This is a genomic window from Devosia sp. RR2S18 (genome assembly GCF_030177755.1).
In the GTDB taxonomy this organism is placed as follows: domain Bacteria; phylum Pseudomonadota; class Alphaproteobacteria; order Rhizobiales; family Devosiaceae; genus Devosia; species Devosia rhizosphaerae.
Window position 1 is genome coordinate 2,089,659 of sequence record NZ_CP126539.1, and the last position, 15,324, is coordinate 2,104,982.

A 15,324-nucleotide genomic window follows, 5' to 3' on the forward strand; every position below is an offset into this window, starting at 1 on the left:
AATGGCAACAAGAAAAGCGAACCGTAGCGTACGCTCCGCCTCTCCAACCCTTTATTGGCCGCGCAGACAAATCGCTGCATAAGTGCCTCGCGCCGCAGAATCGCCCGAAGCGGATGAGACATGCGGCTGCACTAGATTTGGGGATTGTTCTGCGCTTGTTCAAACTCGTTCGTTGTTTTTTGTTCACCTTGGCGTTGCTGCTGCCGGGAATGCTGTCGGTTTCAGCTCAAGATGCGCCCGAGAGTGCACCTGTGGCGGCTGCGCCACTGGCTTTGCCCAACGTCATGGACGTGCGGGTTACGACGGCGCCAGAGCGGGCGCGGCTCGTGGTGGACCTCGCGGATAAGACTGATTTTGCCCTGGTTTCGCTGGCAGAACCGAATCGCCTGGCGATCGATGTTCGGGCAGCGACCTTTTCGGTTCCTGAGCCGACTGGCGAGCCGGCAGGCGAGGGAGGCATCGTCTTGCAATATCTGGTTGAGCAAGCGGCGCCCGACCGGGTCCGAACGACGCTCACACTCGGCGCGCCTGCCCAGGTGCAACAGGCCTATGTGCTCGACGCCTTCGAGGACCAACCCGCGCGGCTTGTCGTCGACATCATTCCGGCAACTGAAGAGGAATTTGCCGCCAACGTAGCCCGCGCGCTCGCGCTCTCCAGCGGGGCGGCCGCTCCTGCGGTGGCGGACACTTCTACCCCGGCAGGCGGATCGGAGATTCCGATCGACTCGCGGCCGCTAGTCGTGATCGATCCGGGGCACGGCGGCATTGATAGTGGCGCCGAGACCGCCGACGGGGTCAAAGAGAAAGACATCGTCCTCGCCTTTGCCCTGAAGGTGCAGCAGTTGCTGGTGGAGTCGGGTCGCTTCGACGTGGCATTGACCCGAGAAGACGACACCTTCCTGCGCCTTGAGGAGCGCGTCGCACTGGCGCGCGACAACAAGGCGGACCTCTTTATTTCCATTCACGCCGACAGCTTCCAGCAGAACGACATTCGCGGCGCCAGCGTCTACACGCGTGACGAGAACGCCACCGACGTGCTCGACAAGGTGCTCGCAGACCGTGAGAACAAGACCGACATCATTGCAGGCTTCGCCATGCCGCAGATGGCGCCTGAGGTTGTCGATATCTTGCTTGACCTTATGCGGCGCGAGATGCGTCACCAGAGCTATATGGCAGCGCAATCCATCGTTCATCAGCTCGAACCAAGCGTTCAGCTACGACGCTTTCCGGTGCGCCAGGCAGACTTTTTTGTCCTCCAGGCGCCAGATGTTCCCTCGGTGCTGCTGGAGTTGGGTTATCTTTCGAACGCGCAGGACCGGGCCAACCTTTTGGAAGGTGAATGGCAGAACCGCACCGCAAACGCACTTGCCCGTGGCATATCGAGCTATTTCGATAGCCTGGAACCCAAGCAATGATGTGACATTTGTGGTTCGCCAAGTGCAACTCACCTCCAGGGATGGCTGCTGGCGCCGACGTGATCCAAACTTAGCCGCAGTCTCTGCTATGATTCTGCACAAGATAATGCGTCGGAGCGGCGGCGCGGCATTCCGGGAAGACTAACTATATGCTGCGTTTGCTGGGGTGGCTCTTTGGCTTCGGTATGTTCATGGCCTTGGGCGCAGTCGGCGCCGGCGCTATCTATCTGACAACCGTTTCGGCCCAGTTGCCCGACTACACCGTGCTGAAGGACTACCAGCCGCCGGTAACGACGCGCGTGCACGCCGCGGATGGTATACTACTCGCCGAGTTTGCCCGCGAGCGCCGGCTGTTTCAGCCCATTGAAACCGTGCCGCCGCTGCTGGTCCACGCCTTTCTGTCGGCCGAGGACAAGGATTTCTATTCGCATGGCGGGCTTTCGGTCGATGGTATCGCTCGGGCAGTGCGCGACAACGTGATGGCGCGTATGGACGGCATTTCCGGCGTGCAGGGAGGTGGCTCCACCATCACACAGCAGGTGGCCAAGAACTTCCTCCTATCGAGCGAGCAGACTTGGGACCGCAAGATTCAGGAAGCGCTTTTGGCGGTTCGCATAGAATCTACCTTTTCCAAGGACCGGATCCTGGAGCTCTATCTCAATGAGATATTCTTAGGCCTTAACTCCTATGGTGTGGCTGCGGCGGCGCTCAACTATTTCGACAAGGCGCTCTATGAGCTTACCCTAAGCGAGGCCGCCTACATTGCGGCACTGCCCAAGGGCCCTAACAACTACCATCCGTTCCGACGCACCGAAGCTGCCATCGAGCGCCGCAACTGGGTGATCGACCGCATGGTCGAGAATGGCTACGTTACGCGGGAGGAAGCGGAATCTGCAAAGGCGGAGCCGTTAAACGTCGTACCCCGAGCTGGCGGGAGCCAACTCTATTCGGCCGAGTACTTTACCGAAGAAGTCCGTCGCGAGCTCGCCAAGCTCTATGGCGAGGACCAGCTTTATGGTGGCGGACTTTCCGTCAGAACTACGCTGGAGCCACGGCTTCAGGAATATGCCCGTAAAGCGTTAATGGACGGCCTGATCTCCTATGACCGTACCAAGGGCTTCCGTGAACCGGTCGCCAGCATCGAAATAGGCGAGGACTGGGGTGCCGCCGTCTTCGAGATCATCCCGCTCAGCGATGTGCCCGAATGGCAACTCGCGGTCGTGCTGGAGATGAGCAACAACGAGGCGCGGATCGGCCTTCGGCCACCCAGCACCATGGACGGTGCTGCTGGCTCCGAGCGCGTGGAAGGGGTGCTTGCGGGGGCCGAGATACCGTGGGTCTCCAACCCTTTGTCGCAGTTTCTTGAGATGGGGGATGTGGTCTATGTATCCCCGGTTTCCGGCAAGGACGGCGTCTATACCCTCCAGCAGGTGCCGGAAATCGAAGGCGCCCTAGTGGCCATGGACCCGCGGACGGGGCGGGTTTTGGCGATGGTGGGTGGCTTCTCCTATGCCATGAGCGAGTTCAACCGGGCCACCCAAGCGTTGCGCCAGCCGGGCTCGTCCTTCAAGCCGATCGTCTACGCGGCAGCCCTCGACAATGGCTATACGCCCGCTTCCGTGGTGCTGGACGCTCCCGTGGAAATCCGCAACCCAGACGGCTCTGTGTGGCGGCCGGAGAACTACGCCCAGGAGTTCTATGGACCTCAGACTCTGCGCCGCGGCATCGAGCGTAGCCGCAATGTGATGACGGTGCGGCTTGCACGCGATCTCGGCATGCCGCTTATCGCCGAATATGCGCGGCTGTTCGGCATCTATGATGACATGCAGCCAGTGTTGGCCATGGCGTTGGGCGCCGGCGAAACGACCAATCTGCGGATGACTGCCGCTTATGCCACCATTGCCAATGGCGGTCGCAAAATCGTGCCCACGCTGATCGACCGGGTGCAGGATCGCTATGGGGCTACCGTGTTCCGGCATGACGAGCGGCTCTGCGAAGGGTGCGAAGCCGGGCAGTGGCAGGGTCAGGGTGAGCCGTTGATCATGGACAACCGCGAGCAGGTCCTCGATCCCATGACCGCTTACCAAATCACCTCGATGATGGAAGGTGTGGTCCAGCGCGGCACCGGAACTGCGGCCAAGGCCCTTAATCGGCCCGTGGCCGGGAAGACTGGTACCACCAACGACTACAAGGATGCCTGGTTCGTCGGCTTTACGCCGGAGTTGGCCGTCGGGGTCTACGTGGGCTACGACCAGCCACGGTCCATGGGTTCGTCAGTGACTGGGGGCAGCTTTGCGGTGCCCATCTTCACTGATTTCATGGCGAAAGCTCTGGAAGGAACGCCGCCAACGCCCTTCAATGTGCCGCCCAGCATGGCGACTGCTTGGATCAATCCAAGTTCGGGAGCGCAGGCCTATGAGGGGGAAGCCTCCATCCAGGAGGCGTTCAAGCCTGGAACTGGGCCCAACGCAATGACGTCTGTGATCGGGCTAGATGCCAACGCGTGGGACTCGATCCAGCGCCAGCAAAGGATGCAGCAGGAGTATGGGGGCGGTTACAGCAGCCAGCCCGTTGCTGAAGCGCCTTCCCGGTGGGAAGAAGCCGACGATGATGGTTGGGGTGGCGGTGGTTGGATCAGCCTGACGGATTAACCCTAGAAAGTGTGGGCTCCTGCCGCAGGGACACTTGGCTGCTGACCCGTTTTCAAGGGCACCTCAACTAACCCAACTCTGATGCCCCTGTCGGTATTTCGTGCGCCGCCGGGGCATCCATGATCCCCGACGGCATTTGCATACTGTACTTTAGGCGTTCTCGAGCCAGTTCACCTGCTCGGGAGTCAGTTGGATCTCGAGGGCCAACAGGCTGTCGTCGAGTTCTTGTAGTGTGCGCGGCCCGATCAGCGGAACGCTGGGGAACGATTGCGCTAGCACATAGGCCAGGGCGAGGTGGATCGGGCTTTTGCCGAGTTGCTTCGCGAGTTCCACAGCGCGATCTCGGCGATTAAAGTTCTGCTCATTGTACCAGACGCGGACCAGTTCCTCGTTGTCGGTCTTGTCCCGCCCAGCGCGGTCGGTGAAGAAACCGCGTGCCTGGCTCGACCAGGAGAAATTGGTGACCTGCCGCTGCTTGAGCCACTGCTTCCACTCCGGCGTAGAGGCGGTGATACAGCCCGGCCAGATCGGGTCCAGCATCTCGGCGAGGGCGAAATTATTCGACAGGGCGCTGGGCTTGATCTTGCCGGTGCGCTCGGCATAGGCAATCGCTTCATCGAAGCGCTCGCGGGTCCAATTAGAGCCGCCAAAGGGTCCGCGGATGCGACCCTTCTTGACCTCGGCGTCCATGGCATCAACGAACTCGCCGACCGGGACATCAAGGTTGTCGCGGTGCATGAAGTAAATGTCGACATAGTCGGTCTGCAGCCGATCGAGCGATTGGGTCAGCTGTTTAGAGATCACGTCGGGATAGCAAAGGGGCGAATGAGCACCCTTGCCGATGAGCACAGCCTCTTCCCGGACGCCACGGCTGCGCTGCCATTCCCCGAAGAGCTGTTCGGTGTAACCGGCACCGTAGACGTAGGCGGTGTCGAAGATATTCCCTCCTTTTTCCCAGAAAGCGTCCATCAGGATGGCGCCGGAGGCAAAGGTGCGGAAGTCCTCAAAGCCAAGGGCCACGACCGATCCCTGCTTGGGTAGATCAGGGATACTGCGCTTGGGAATAACGCCCTGGTTGATGCCCAGGGAACGGTTTGCCAGCGTCTTGGTGCGGCGCGAGGACTTCTCGGGTTCGAACTCGATGCCAGCATCGGCGCGCCACTTGTCGAGCACGCGTGCGTTGCCGATGCTATCGGCCCAAGTCATGCCTGGGGCCGCGAGTTCCTGGCGGCCGTCCTGGATAGCCTGCGAGGCTGCGTCTACCTCGAATGAGTAGACATGGCGTTCTTCGCCCACGCTGATCGTCTCGCGCGATCCATCCTTGCTGATGATGTCGATCTGGCCGCGGCCCTTGGTCCGGTCGCCGCCGGCAAACCAGAACGCAGGAACTTCGATCCGGCCCTCCGAGCCGTGGATGCGCAGCACATTGTCGAGGTTCACATAAACGGCGCACGACACCTGCGCGACAATGCCGCTCTCAAAGGTTAGCACGGCGGCCGCCCAGTTGTCGGTGCCTTGCTCATTAAGGCTCGCCGTACCAGATACTTTGAGGGGATCCGCAAAGGGCTTGCCCTCGGCGGCGCCCGCAATGAAGCGTGCCATGGAAACGGGGTAACCGCCAACGTCGAGAATACCACCACCGGCAAGCTCGGACGAGAACAGCCGGTGTTCCGGCATGAAGCGGGGCATCTGGAAGCCGAAGCTGGATTGGATCATGCGCACTTCGCCAATAGCGCCGCTACCAATCAGCTCGGCGATCTTGGCGGTTTGCGGATGCAGTCGGTACATGAACGCTTCGGCGGCGAAGGTGCCGGCCTGGCGATGGGCATGAAAGACCGCGTCGATCTCATAGGACGACAGGGCAAGCGGCTTTTCCACCAGCACGTGCTTGCCGGCCTCTGCCGCTTTGATAGCCCATTCGGCGTGGCCAGTATGCGGAACGGCGATGTAGACGGCGTCGATCTCGGGATCTGCGAGCAGAGCATCATAGCCGTGGACGACGCGCACGTCGGGGAAGTCGGTCGCCAGGTTCGGCTTATCGGGATTGCGCGTGGCAATGGCGGTGAGTTCGCCATGTTGGGAGCCCAGCACCCCGCCTCGGAAAGCCTTGGCGATATCGCCCGGCCCGATAATGCCCCAGCGGATTTTCTTGTCAGACATGGTTGGTCCTTTTGAGGGAAAGTTCGACAGGGCAGGTCAGCGAATGCGCTGGCCGGCGCCATCAAAGAGGTAGGATTTCGCCGCACTTATGGAGACGACCAGTTGATCGACATCTTCGCGACGCTGTTCCTCGCGTTCGATGATCAGCGGTTCGCCATTCGCAGTGTTGACATAGACATAGCTCGTGGAGCCGAGATGCTCGGCGACATCGACTTGAAACGACACGTCGGTGTCGCCGGCGCCGGGTTCACCGAAATGCTCGGGGCGTATCCCAATGGTCACTCGATCACCGATGGCGGGTGCGGGTCCACTGACCGGCAGGGCGAGGCGCCCGCCGCCGGGCAGCAGTAGCTCGACCCTGATAGCGCCGTGGCCGGTCTCCACAACATCGGCAGCGATGAAGTTCATCTTGGGTGAGCCGATGAAGCCGGCAACAAACTGGTTCGCTGGGTCATCGTACAGATCGAGCGGTCGGCCGGTCTGCTCGATGGCGCCATCGCGCAGTACCACGATCTTGTCAGCCAGTGTCATGGCTTCGACTTGATCGTGCGTCACGTAGATGACAGTGGTCTGCAGTTCCTTGTGCAGGCGCGCGATCTCGATGCGCATGTGGACGCGCAACTCGGCGTCCAAATTGGACAGCGGTTCATCGAAGAGGAACACTTGGGGGTCGCGAACGATAGCGCGGCCGATGGCGACCCGCTGGCGCTGTCCGCCCGAGAGCTGCTTCGGATAGCGGTCAAGAAGGGGCTCTAGGGCGAGGATGCGCGCAGCCGCAGTGACCTGCCGGTCAATCTCGGCCTTTGAGACCTTTGCAAAACGCAGGGCGAAGCCCATGTTCTGGCGCACGGTCATATGCGGATAGAGTGCGTAGGTCTGGAAAACCATGGCGATGCCGCGCCTGGAAGGATCGACATCGTTCATGCGCGCGCCGCCGATCTCGAGGTCACCATCGGTGATCGCCTCCAGTCCGGCAATCATGCGAAGGAGCGTGGATTTACCGCAGCCCGATGGCCCCACGAACACGACGAACTCCTTGGCCTTAATATCGAGATCGACGCCCTTGATGACCTCGACGGCACCGAAGGATTTGCGGACGCCACTTAGCTTGACGCTGCTCATGGAGAAGGTCCCTATTTGACTGCGCCCAGCATGCCTTCGACGAAACGGCGCTGGAGCAAGAAGAAGATAACGAGTGTGGGAAGCGTCGCGACGATGGCTCCGACCATAACCATCCCGAAATCTGGCGTGTAGCCGGCGCTAAGCGCCGCGACAGCTAGAGTGAGGGTGAACATGTCGTTGGTTTGCAGCACGATCAGGGGCCACAAGTAGTTGTTCCAATAGGTCATGAAGACGATGATCGTGGCGGCCGCATAGGTCGAGCGCATTACCGGCATGTAAACAAAGAAGAAGATCTGCCACTCCTTGAGACCATCGATGCGAGCGGCGTCACGCAGTTCGTGCGGGAAGGCCTTGGTGGTCTGGCGGAAGTAGAAAATGATGAAGATCGAGGCGACGGTTGGGAAAATCACAGCCTGGTAGGTGTTGATCAGCTTGAGGTTGGCCATCATCACAAAGAGCGGGATCATCAGCGCCGCGAAGGGGATTGAGAGCATCAGCAGCAGGCTCCCGAAGATGCGCTCCCGCACCCGCGAGCGGAACATTTCAAAGCCATAGCCTGCGAGCGAGGAGACCAGGAGCGTCAACGCCGAGCCGACACCAGCAATCAGGAACGAGTTGAAGAGTATTCGGGGCAGATCGACCGCCGCAAGGAAGTTCGCGGTGTTGGGCAGGAGCGCAGAACCCGGTGTGACTTTGCCCCGGATGATGTCGGGCGAGGTGTTGGTTGCGCCAATCACCATCCAGAGGAACGGAAACACCGAAACGAAGGCTGCGATCGAGAGCAGCACATACTGCGCCGTACGCCCCAACAAGGCGAGGTGATTGCTCATGCGCGGCGATCCCTTGCGGCAAGAAACTGAAGGAAGCTGAGGATGGCGACGAGGATTACGATCACATAGCTGACGGTCGCCGCGTAGCCGAAGCTAGGCATGAAGCGGAAGCTCAGATTGTAGATGTACATGGACAGGGTCAGCGTCGAATCCGAGGGACCGCCCTGCGTTAGCAAGTTTGGCTCGTCGAAGAGTTGAAGCGTGCCAATAGTCGAGATGACGGTGGTAAACAGGATCACTGGCTTCAGCATGGGGACCGTGATGTACCAAAAACGCGCCCAGGCGGGGACGCCATCGATGCGCGCCGCTTCATAGATGGAGCGGTCGATGTTCTGCATCGCCGCCAAATAGAAGATCATGTTGTAGCCGGTCCACCGCCACGTAATGGCGGAGATGACCACGACCTTGGCCCAGAATGGATCGGCTAGCCATGGGATGGGCGCCGAGATGACATGGAGCGTCATCAAGAAGTGATTGATGATGCCGTCGGTCGAGAACATTGACTTGAAGACGACGGAATAGGCCACAAGCGAGGTGACGCAGGGCAAGAAGATCGCGGTACGGAAGAAGCCGCGTCCCCAGAGCGCACTGTTGTTGAGGGCATTGGCAAAGAGCAGCGCCAGCACCAGCATGACTGGGACCTGAATGGCCAGGAAGATGAGCGTGTTGGTGAGCGCCCTCAGGAAGACTGGGTCTTGTGTGAGGCGACTGATGTTTGCGAGCCCACCAAAGCTGAGCTGCATGCCCCGCCCCGTTTGGAAGCTCATCCAGAGCGACCATAGGATCGGGTAGATCATAAAGACGCCCAGAAGGGCCAGGGCAGGCATAACGAACAGCCACCCGTTGACCTGTTCACTTCGAGCCAACTTAGATTGCGCCAAGCGTCGATCCCCTTGCGTCATCCGGTCCGGAACACGTTCTGACCATTTGCGCCGCCCGCGCACAGCTGTGGACAAGCAGCCGAACGGCATGCCCCCTCAGAGCTCCGACGATCCGCCAGAACCTTGAGGGCCGGGGCAGCCAAGGCTGCCCCAACTTGTTGGCTTATTGGGTCTGTTGGCGAACCTGCTGGTCGATGGCGGTAATGATCTCGTCGACATTGCCGCCGCTCGCCAGCGCCGGGATTTGCGCAACCACAGCCGCGTCGGCTTCTTCGGTGAAGATACCGTAGTTGACCGATGGGATCTCAGCGAGCCACCCGGAGAAGTTCTGCCAAACCGGCGCGCCGCCGAAGAACTCGTCGGTGGCTTGGTAGGCTTCCCCTTCACGGGCTGCTAGCAGGGAGCCTACCGCCCCCTGATTGACCAGAATGTCTTGATAGAAGTCGACGTCCTGACCCCATACCGTAGCAAGGAAATCGATTGCTGCTTCTTTGTCTGGAGCGGAGGAAAGCACATACCAGCTCGAGCCGCCCAAATTGGACGCATTAACCGAGTCCACGCCTTCGAGGCGCGGGATGGGTGCCACTGCCCACTGACCCGATTGATCGGCGTTGGCCTTAATGGTGGCGGTCATCCAAACGCCCGTAAACGTTGAGATCGTGTCACCAGAGGTGAAGCTGCCGGTGTAGTTGGACCAGCCTGAAACAGGCTTGCTGATGTCCGCCTGCAGCAGCCGCTGCCAGGTTTCCAAGGCGTCTTTCACAACCGGGTTATCGGCGATCGTTACATTGCCTTCAGCGTCGAAATACCAGGTACCGGCGGACTGCATCATGATGCGGAGCCAGCCCGCTTCATTCGGATCAAGGGGGAGTAGCGTCTCACCCGTCTTTTCTTTGACATCCACGCCTATCTCGATGAGGCGGTCCCAGGTGATGTCCTCCAGATCGGCCGCAGTATAGCCAGCTTCCTCCAGAATGTCGGAGCGGTAAAAGAGGCCAGTCACGCCGGAGTCGAAGGGCATGGAATAGGTTTCGCCATCGACGGTAGCAACTTCCACCTTGTATGGTGCAAAGGCGGAATAGTCGATGTGATCGGTAAGTGGCTCGAAAGCGCCCGGGAACGACAGCAAGTACTTCTGCGCGCGGTAGTCCTCGATCAGCACGATGTCAGGAAGGCCGTCCGTTTGGCCTGAAGCGAGCTGCGCCTGTAGCTTCTGCTCCATGGCAGCTTTGTCGAAGATCTCGACGCTCAGGGTGGCATCTGGATGCTCGGCTTGATATCGCGAGAAGGCCTCTTCCATCGCGGCGCCGTTGAAGTTCTGGTCCCAGGCCCAGACGTTGATTTCCTGTGCAGTTGCGGCGGTGATGCTCAGAGCGCTGACACCGGCAATTGCCAGCCCAAGCGTGCGGAGTCGCAGCGCGATCGTGCGTGTCATGAATAATCCTCCCATTTCATTTGCTCATCGTTGGAGCGATGCCTAGACTAGCTCAGGGCGCAGACGCGTCGCTGCTAAATGGAAGCTGGAGTTGGCCGATAGTAAGAAGCCGCAGAAGCGGTTCTGGGAGCCGCAAAAGAGCGGTGTGGAGGAAATACCCAACCAGCTGTTCGTCGCATATGAGCAGCCGGGGATCATGCGGCGTGCGCACTGGCACGCACAGGTCGAGGTCAATTTCGTCGTGCGCGGCTACGTGCACTACCAGATGAGCGGCCACCGGGCGATGCTGCGCCAGGGCGATATGGCGCTGTTCTGGGGTGGCCTGCCGCACCAAGTGATCGACACTGACGATGACAGTTTCTTTATCGCCATCCATGTGCCGCTGGTTCACTATTTCCGCCTACGTTTGTCGGCCGAACTCACCAGCAAAATAACTCATGGCGCAACCTTGGTGACGCGCTCCCCGGACGGCACCGACACGGGTAATTTCGAGCGCTGGGCCAACTACATGCGCTCAGAAGAGGTTGCTAAACGTGACCATGCGGTCGAGGAGCTACTGTTGCGGATCGACCGTATTCAGTTCGATCCATTTGTGCTCCATCAGCCAGCTGGCAAAGCGTTCGGCCAAACCGAGCAGCCGGACCAGCAGAGCTTTTCCAACATCTCCAATATCTGCGAGTTCATCGCGAGTAATTTCCGGCACGATATCGATTCGAGTGCCATTGCCTCGTCGGCCGACATTCACCCCAAATACGCGATGAGTGTTTTCAAGAAATCGACTGGAATGACGCTCAACGAGTACGTCAACCTGCTGCGGCTTTCCTACGCTCAGGCATTGCTGATGAAAGAGGAGATCAACGTTCTCCATGTTGCCATGGAGAGCGGCTTCGGCTCGCTCAGCGCCTTCAACAAGTCGTTTCGCAAGATTGCGGGCATGTCGCCGACTGACTTCCGACGAGAGCTGCGGACACGGCCGAGCCTGGTGGGCCAGACCCTTGGTATCGATGAGCCGCTGAACTAACCGAGGCTTTCCCCTCGCGACAGAATGTGTGGCCGATCCCTCACTAGCTGCTGCGCGGCCGTTCGTTGGAGAGCATCTGGGTAATCGAGACGAAGGCCGATGCTGACTTTATCTCTTCCAAATCAAGCTCAAGCTTCCGCTGCCAATTGGGATAGGCATCAACCGTGCCCGGCAGATTCACCGGCAGTCGTTCTCCAGCCAAGTCTTCGAGGCGAACTGCGAGGAGGCGGGACGGCGTGCGGGCAAGAAAGCGGTGAACGGCGTCGACGAGGGAGGCGGGCAGGGGAGCGTGGTGGGCCGCTGCTTCTTCAAGCGCCTCTGCTTCCTCGGGAAAGATGAGCTTTGATGCCCTCAGCACAGACAGGAGACTACGCCGCTCTTCCTCCCGCTGTTTGAGCTGCTGTTCAGCAGCGTCAGCCTCGATCAACCCGTGCTCATGACGTAGCTCCACATCCTCGCCACGCCACCACCCCTCAATGGTGGGAAGGTCATGTGTCGACAGGCACGCCATGGCGTTTTGCGGATAGTCTTCCGCGGCAATGAAGCTGCCGTCCCTCTGTTCGAAATAGAGGATTCGATACGACAGGATTGCTGCTTGTTCCATGACATCGCGAAAGCCCACGGGAACATTCCCCAGATCTTCCCCAATCAGCAGGGATTGGTGATCATGCGATGCCGCCGCCAGGGTCTGCACCATCCGCTCCAGCGGATAGTGGATGTAGGTTCCTTCTGAGGCCGGCTGCCCCTCAGGGACCAGGAACATCTGCTGGATACCCATGGCATGGTCAATCCGCATCGCTCCGCCATAGGCCATGGTAGCGCTGATCAGCTCACGGTACGGGGCCAGATCCTGCTCCACCAGCGCCGCCGGGGACAATGGTGCCAAGCCCCAGTTCTGACCCGTTGTCGAGAAGTAGTCCGGCGGGGCGCCGACATCCACCCCGCGCATTGTCAGGATTGGATCTGACCAGGCAGCCGATCCGTCCGGCGCTTCGCCGACCGCAAAGTCGAGGTAAAGCCCAATTCGCATGCCGGCACCGAGGGCTACCCGATGGGCTTTCTCCAGCTGCACATGGGCCAGCCACTGTAGCCATAGCATGAATTCGACGTCCACTTGATGAGAGGCGGCGAAGCGTTGGCTGCCGCTGGCGGTCGGAGCTTGGTATTCCTCCGGCCAAGTCTTCCAACCTCCGCCATGCCCTTGTTGCGAGAGCTCGAGCGACAGCGCGTCGAATAGACAGTGCAGGTAGAGGCTTTCTCCCCCTTTGCTGCAAAAGTCGGCGAAAGCCTGCTGTGAATAGTTCTTCGGCACGTCGGCATTCAGCCATAGCGGCCACAGGCGTTTAAGGGTGGCGAGCTTGAGACGAGTGACCGCCTCGTAATCCACCAATTCGGCCTCCCTCAGGAGGGTGGCGGAACGCAGTTCCGCATCGGACGGCTCGTAACCCGGGATTTCATCTACTGCGATATAGAGCGGGTTGAGGAAGCGGCGATTGGAGGGAAAAAACGGGCTGCGTCGAGAGGGCTCTGACAGGAACAGGGCATGCAGTGGGTTTGTGCCGACGAAGTCCGCTCCAGCGGCTGCGGCGGTGCTCGCGAAATCGGCCAGGTCGCGGAAGTCGCCTATGCCCCAGTTCCGATCTGACCGCAGCGCATAAACCTGCAGGGCAATGCCCCAACTGCGCCCATTTTCTAGCCAGTCCGGCAAGTGGCATCGGGGAACAGCACTTATGTGGGGTGTGCCAGTGTCCGCTTTCCTCCCGGGCGCGGCAGAGCTGTCGCTTGCATCCACCCCCATGGCGCCCAGGATCGCTCGCTTGGTGCCCTCGGGAACAATGTGCGTGCTCCCATCGAGCCCCGTATATTCGGATGCGATCCCGAACCGCCTGGCCAAGTCGTCCAGGTTGCCGGTCATGGCAGCACGATCATGCGTTGTGGCTCATCCTGCAGCGCAACAACGATGTTGTGCGGCGGCAATTCGCCGCTTTCGGCGAGCGAGCGGCTGGCTTCTTCGGAGCTGGCATAAATGACCATGCCCGATATCGCCCGTGCCGGCCTCAGATTGTTGTCCAAATTGGCTGCCATGTGGAGTACAGCGCCATTGAGGCGCCAGCTCACCGAAACCAGTCCATCCTCGGCTTGTTCGATCTTGCCGGCATAGCCGCGTGTGTCAGCCAGTAGCGGGATAATGTGTTCCCGGCGTCGCTGGAGGAGCTGCCGCACAAGTTCCAACCGATCCTGCCCATCTCCTGATTCTACCGCCGCCCAATTGAGTTTGCAGGCTTGAAAGGTGCTCTCCGCATTGGGATCGGGAACGTTCTTGAGACTTTCCTCGCCTCCGCTGAAAGCCTCGAAGCCGGCGAACTCCTTGCGTCGACCTTCCCGTACTGCATCGGCGAGTTCGCCGTGGAAGTCGGTGAAGAAGGTGAAGGGGCGGGTTTCTCCCCATTCCTCGCCCATGAAGAGGAGCGGAATGTGCGGCGAGAGAAGGAGCATGGCGAGCAGCGTCTCAACCATGCTGGCTTCCGCCAAGTCGGTCAGGCGTTCGCCGAAAGCGCGATTGCCCACTTGGTCATGGTTCTGGATGAAGTCCACAAAGGCGGTAGGCGGCAAGTGGCCGCTCGGGACACCCCGTCCTTCCTGTTCGCCCGCCGTTGTCGGCTCGCCCTGGTAGACGAACCCCTCGGCGAGGGCACGCGCCATCTTCCACCAGTGCCGCTCCACAAAGTCGGCGTAGTAGCTCTCGCTCTCGCCGGTGGCGATCATATGGGCGACGTTGTGGAAATCGTCATTCCACTCGCCGCTATAGAGCTTGATCCGCCCGTCCTCGTCGCGCTCATGCAAGGACGTGATGTTGCGGTTGTCCTCGGTGGTGAGATGGATGCGGCGGTCAGGCCAACGCTGGCGTATCCGCTGGCCAATTTCGACCAGGAGCTCAGGATCGGACGCCTCGTCACGGATATGGTCAACAGCGTCGAGGCGCAGTCCATCCAGATTGTACTCTTCGAGCCAATAGAGGGCGTTCTCGATAAAGAACTCCCGCACTGGTTCCTTCTCGTAGGCAATGGCTGCGCCCCAAGGAGTATGGCGCTCAGGATGAAAGAAGTCCGGGGCGTAGGTGGGGAGATAGTTACCCTCGGGACCAAAGTGATTGTAGATGACGTCCAGCACGACGTTAAGGCCAAGGCCATGCGCTGCGTCGATGAAGGCTTTCATGTCCTCAGGCGTGCCATAGGCGGTATGCGGCGCATAGATCAGCACCCCGTCATAGCCCCAGCCGCGCTCACCGGCGAACTGTCCCACCGGCATGATCTCGATTGTGGTGATGCCTAGGTCGCGAAGATATTCGAGCTTTTCGGCTGCCGACGCGAACGTACCCTGCGGGGTAAACGTACCCACGTGGAGCTCGTAGTAGACGGTCTCTTCCCAGGGGCGGGCCTGCCAATCAGTATGGCGCCACTGATATTTCCCAGGGTCGACGACGACGGAAGGTCCGTTGACCGCACCATGCTGGGCCCGCGCTACCGGATCAGGGCACTCCAACTCGCCATCGATGACATAGCTGTAGGATGTCCCCGGTAGGATGCCCTCGAGCACCCATTCTCGCCACCCTTCCTGGTCTGGTGTGCTTTCCAGGTCCTGACCCTTAATGCGGAGTTTGATGGACTTTTCAAGCGAGCCCCAGATACGGAAGCGGACCTGATTGTCAGGGAGCAGAACGGCTCCCCAACTCGTATCGAATTTGCGCGTTGCGCTCACGTTTACCCCACGAGATATTGCTTAGGCTCAACAGGCGAGAGTGGGGCAGG

Annotated in this window: 10 protein-coding genes; 3 read left to right on the forward strand and 7 right to left on the reverse strand. The window is 60.0% G+C overall.

The features are described 5' to 3' along the window. The first annotated feature begins 155 nt into the window (after positions 1-155). Together QOV41_RS10475 and QOV41_RS10480 are read left to right on the forward strand one after the other, a co-directional pair. On the forward strand, positions 156-1,415 hold the full coding sequence (locus QOV41_RS10475) for an N-acetylmuramoyl-L-alanine amidase (protein WP_284576423.1): 1,260 nt from the start codon (positions 156-158) through the stop codon (positions 1,413-1,415). Between the two features lie 149 nt (positions 1,416-1,564). Then, positions 1,565-4,066: a penicillin-binding protein 1A gene (locus tag QOV41_RS10480; protein WP_415926703.1), complete on the forward strand. Its 2,502-nt coding sequence runs from the start codon at positions 1,565-1,567 to the stop codon at positions 4,064-4,066. 150 nt (positions 4,067-4,216) lie between these two features. On the opposite strand, the gene QOV41_RS10485 is transcribed toward QOV41_RS10480, so the two are convergent. From QOV41_RS10485 to QOV41_RS10505, 5 genes are all read right to left on the reverse strand, one after another. Beyond that, the gene (locus tag QOV41_RS10485) at positions 4,217-6,226 is read right to left on the reverse strand and encodes an aldo/keto reductase (protein ID WP_284576424.1); all 2,010 of its coding nucleotides are present in this window, start codon (positions 6,224-6,226) and stop codon (positions 4,217-4,219) included. 36 nt (positions 6,227-6,262) lie between these two features. After that, positions 6,263-7,348 carry an ABC transporter ATP-binding protein gene (locus QOV41_RS10490; protein ID WP_284576426.1) on the reverse strand — a complete coding sequence of 362 codons (1,086 nt, stop codon included), beginning with the start codon at positions 7,346-7,348 and terminating at the stop codon, positions 6,263-6,265. Between the two features lie 11 nt (positions 7,349-7,359). Continuing rightward, entirely contained in the window at positions 7,360-8,178 is an 819-nt protein-coding gene (locus QOV41_RS10495; RefSeq protein WP_284576427.1) for a carbohydrate ABC transporter permease, read from the reverse strand. Beyond that, entirely contained in the window at positions 8,175-9,005 is an 831-nt protein-coding gene (locus QOV41_RS10500; RefSeq protein ID WP_284581268.1) for a carbohydrate ABC transporter permease, read from the reverse strand. Before QOV41_RS10500 ends, QOV41_RS10495 begins: the two co-directional genes overlap by 4 nt. A 217-nt stretch (positions 9,006-9,222) precedes the next feature. Further along, positions 9,223-10,494, reverse strand: coding sequence for an ABC transporter substrate-binding protein (locus QOV41_RS10505; RefSeq protein WP_284576429.1), 1,272 nt, complete (start codon positions 10,492-10,494; stop codon positions 9,223-9,225). A gap of 85 nt (positions 10,495-10,579) precedes the next feature. Between QOV41_RS10505 and QOV41_RS10510 the strand changes: the two genes are divergently transcribed. Beyond that, the gene (locus QOV41_RS10510) at positions 10,580-11,515 is read left to right on the forward strand and encodes a helix-turn-helix domain-containing protein (RefSeq protein WP_284581270.1); all 936 of its coding nucleotides are present in this window, start codon (positions 10,580-10,582) and stop codon (positions 11,513-11,515) included. Positions 11,516-11,558: 43 nt separating this feature from the next. On the opposite strand, the gene malQ is transcribed toward QOV41_RS10510, so the two are convergent. Both malQ and treZ read right to left on the reverse strand, forming a co-directional pair. Then, positions 11,559-13,430, reverse strand: coding sequence for a 4-alpha-glucanotransferase (malQ, locus tag QOV41_RS10515; protein WP_284576430.1), 1,872 nt, complete (start codon positions 13,428-13,430; stop codon positions 11,559-11,561). Beyond that, positions 13,427-15,274 carry a malto-oligosyltrehalose trehalohydrolase gene (treZ, locus tag QOV41_RS10520; RefSeq protein WP_284576431.1) on the reverse strand — a complete coding sequence of 616 codons (1,848 nt, stop codon included), beginning with the start codon at positions 15,272-15,274 and terminating at the stop codon, positions 13,427-13,429. Before treZ ends, malQ begins: the two co-directional genes overlap by 4 nt. Between the last annotated feature and the right edge of the window lie 50 nt (positions 15,275-15,324).

What these genes read in the sequence shown, in the direction of transcription:
- QOV41_RS10500 (WP_284581268.1), bottom strand. Translation starts at nt 9,005, where the DNA reads ATGCCTGCCCTGGCCCTTCTGGGCGTCTTTATGATCTACCCGATCCTA.
- QOV41_RS10495 (WP_284576427.1), bottom strand. Translation starts at nt 8,178, where the DNA reads ATGAGCAATCACCTCGCCTTGTTGGGGCGTACGGCGCAGTATGTGCTG.
- QOV41_RS10505 (WP_284576429.1), bottom strand. Translation starts at nt 10,494, where the DNA reads ATGACACGCACGATCGCGCTGCGACTCCGCACGCTTGGGCTGGCAATT.
- QOV41_RS10490 (WP_284576426.1), bottom strand. Translation starts at nt 7,348, where the DNA reads ATGAGCAGCGTCAAGCTAAGTGGCGTCCGCAAATCCTTCGGTGCCGTC.
- QOV41_RS10485 (WP_284576424.1), bottom strand. Translation starts at nt 6,226, where the DNA reads ATGTCTGACAAGAAAATCCGCTGGGGCATTATCGGGCCGGGCGATATC.
- malQ (WP_284576430.1), bottom strand. Translation starts at nt 13,430, where the DNA reads ATGACCGGCAACCTGGACGACTTGGCCAGGCGGTTCGGGATCGCATCC.
- QOV41_RS10480 (WP_415926703.1), top strand. Translation starts at nt 1,565, where the DNA reads ATGCTGCGTTTGCTGGGGTGGCTCTTTGGCTTCGGTATGTTCATGGCC.